This is a genomic window from Halomonas sp. A29 (assembly GCF_046723295.1).
In the GTDB taxonomy this organism is placed as follows: Bacteria; Pseudomonadota; Gammaproteobacteria; order Pseudomonadales; family Halomonadaceae; genus Halomonas.
In genome coordinates this window covers 1-3,153 of sequence record NZ_JAXQPR010000026.1, presented here as the reverse complement: position 1 = coordinate 3,153, position 3,153 = coordinate 1, and the positions used below count along the sequence as shown (strand labels likewise).

Genomic DNA, 3,153 nt, shown 5'->3' with positions numbered 1-3,153 from the left:
GTGTCGCCCGGGCGTATCCGGCAATCGTGTGCGCAATGCGCAGACCCCTTGGGGTTATATGGTCAAGCCTCACGGGCAATTAGTACCGGTTAGCTCAACGCCTTGCAGCGCTTCCACACCCGGCCTATCAACCAGCTGGTCTCGCTGGGCCCTTCAGGAGGCTCAAGGCCTCAGGGATGTCTCATCTTGAAGGGGGCTTCCCGCTTAGATGCTTTCAGCGGTTATCCCGTCCGCACATAGCTACCCGGCAATGCCACTGGCGTGACAACCGGAACACCAGAGGTGCGTCCACTCCGGTCCTCTCGTACTAGGAGCAGCTCTTCTCAAACATCCAACGCCCACGGCAGATAGGGACCGAACTGTCTCACGACGTTCTAAACCCAGCTCGCGTACCACTTTAAATGGCGAACAGCCATACCCTTGGGACCGACTTCAGCCCCAGGATGTGATGAGCCGACATCGAGGTGCCAAACACCGCCGTCGATGTGAACTCTTGGGCGGTATCAGCCTGTTATCCCCGGAGTACCTTTTATCCGTTGAGCGATGGCCCTTCCATACAGAACCACCGGATCACTAGAACCTACTTTCGTACCTGCTCGACGTGTCTGTCTCGCAGTCAAGCACCCTTATGCTCTTGCACTCAATGCACGATTTCCGACCGTGCTGAGGGTACCTTCGTGCTCCTCCGTTACTCTTTGGGAGGAGACCGCCCCAGTCAAACTACCCACCACACACTGTCCTCGATCCGGATCACGGACCTGAGTTAGAACGCCAATGATGCCAGGCTGGTATTTCAAGGTTGGCTCCGCCCGAACTGGCGTCCGGGGTTCCTAGCCTCCCAGCTATCCTACACAAGCAACATCAGCGTCCAGTGTGAAGCTATAGTAAAGGTTCACGGGGTCTTTCCGTCTAGCCGCGGGTACACAGCATCTTCACTGCGATTTCAATTTCACTGAGTCTCGGGTGGAGACAGCGTGGCCATCATTACGCCATTCGTGCAGGTCGGAACTTACCCGACAAGGAATTTCGCTACCTTAGGACCGTTATAGTTACGGCCGCCGTTTACCGGGGCTTCGATCAAGAGCTTCGCCCGAGGGCTAACACCATCACTTAACCTTCCGGCACCGGGCAGGCGTCACACCCTATACGTCCGCTTACGCGTTTGCAGAGTGCTGTGTTTTTAATAAACAGTTGCAGCCACCTGGTATCTTCGACCGGTTCATGCTCCAGGCGCGAGGCCCTTCACACTACGCCGGCGTGCCTTCTCCCGAAGTTACGGCACCATTTTGCCTAGTTCCTTCACCCGAGTTCTCTCAAGCGCCTTGGTATTCTCTACCTGACCACCTGTGTCGGTTTGGGGTACGGTCCCACATGATCTGAAGCTTAGAGGCTTTTCCTGGAAGCGTGGCATCGATGACTTCAGCACCGTAGTGCCTTCGTCTCGCTTCTCGGCCTTAGGGATCCGGATTTGCCTGAACCCCCAGCCTACAAGCTTTCACCAGGACAACCAACGCCTGGCCCACCTAGCCTTCTTCGTCCCCCCATCGCAACCATGTGAGGTACGGGAATATTGACCCGTTTCCCATCGACTACGCCTTTCGGCCTCGCCTTAGGGGCCGACTCACTCTGCTCCGATTAGCGTCGAACAGAAACCCTTGGTCTTCCGGCGGGGGAGTTTTTCACTCCCCTTGTCGTTACTCATGTCAGCATTCGCACTCGTGATACCTCCAGCAGACTTCTCAATCCACCTTCATCGGCTTACACGACGCTCCTCTACCGCTTGTCATTCGACAAGCCCGTAGCTTCGGTACCTGGTTTAGCCCCGTTACATCTTCCGCGCAGGCCGACTCGACTAGTGAGCTATTACGCTTTCTTTAAAGGATGGCTGCTTCTAAGCCAACCTCCTAGCTGTCTGAGCCTTCCCACATCGTTTCCCACTTAACCAGGATTTCGGGACCTTAGCTGACGGTCTGGGTTGTTTCCCTTTTCACGACGGACGTTAGCACCCGCCGTGTGTCTCCCACGCTGGCACTCACCGGTATTCGGAGTTTGCCTCGGGTTGGTAAGTCGGGATGACCCCCTAGCCGAAACAGTGCTCTACCCCCGGTGGTGATACGTGAGGCGCTACCTAAATAGCTTTCGAGGAGAACCAGCTATCTCCGGGCTTGATTAGCCTTTCACTCCGATCCACAAGTCATCCAAATCTTTTTCAACAGATCCTGGTTCGGTCCTCCAGTTGATGTTACTCAACCTTCAACCTGCTCATGGATAGATCGCCCGGTTTCGGGTCTATTTCCAGCGACTGGTCGCCCAGTTAAGACTCGCTTTCGCTACGCCTCCCCTATTCGGTTAAGCTCGCCACTGAAAATAAGTCGCTGACCCATTATACAAAAGGTACGCGGTCACAGAACAAGTCTGCTCCCACTGCTTGTACGCATACGGTTTCAGGATCTATTTCACTCCCCTCGCCGGGGTTCTTTTCGCCTTTCCCTCACGGTACTGGTTCACTATCGGTCAGCCAGGAGTATTTAGCCTTGGAGGATGGTCCCCCCATGTTCAGTCAAGGTTTCACGTGCCCCGACCTACTCGTTTTCACGACACTCGGATTTCGGCTACGGGACTATCACCCGCTATGGTCAGGCTTCCCAGCCTGTTCGCCTATCGGTTGTGTCGCTTAAGGGCTAGTCCCCGTTCGCTCGCCGCTACTAGGGGAATCTCGGTTGATTTCTTTTCCTCGGGGTACTTAGATGTTTCAGTTCCCCCGGTTCGCCTCCCAACACCTATGGATTCAGTGTGGGATACCCAGCTTGTGCTGGGTGGGTTTCCCCATTCGGAAATGCCCGGGTCACAGGTTGTTTGCCACCTCACCGAGCCTTATCGCAGGCTACAACGTCCTTCATCGCCTCTGGCTGCCAAGGCATCCACCGTATGCGCTTAATCGCTTGACCATATAACCCGAAAGGGTCTGGTCCGCGATTACGTACGACAATTGCCGGATACGCTTGAGACGTATCTTGCATTTCTCCTTGCGGAGAAATTGTCAGCATGATTCACATTGTTAAAGAGCAGACTGTCAATCGACAGTCATAAACCCGACATCGCACGGCGCGACGATGGCTTATGACTGCAGATCCGATCAGGGTAGACTGTGGG

The 3,153-nt window shown here is 55.0% G+C and carries 1 rRNA gene; it reads right to left on the bottom strand.

The features are described from left to right. Positions 1-58: 58 nt before the first annotated feature. A 23S ribosomal RNA gene (locus SPH52_RS22395) occupies positions 59-2,948 on the bottom strand. Between the last annotated feature and the right edge of the window lie 205 nt (positions 2,949-3,153).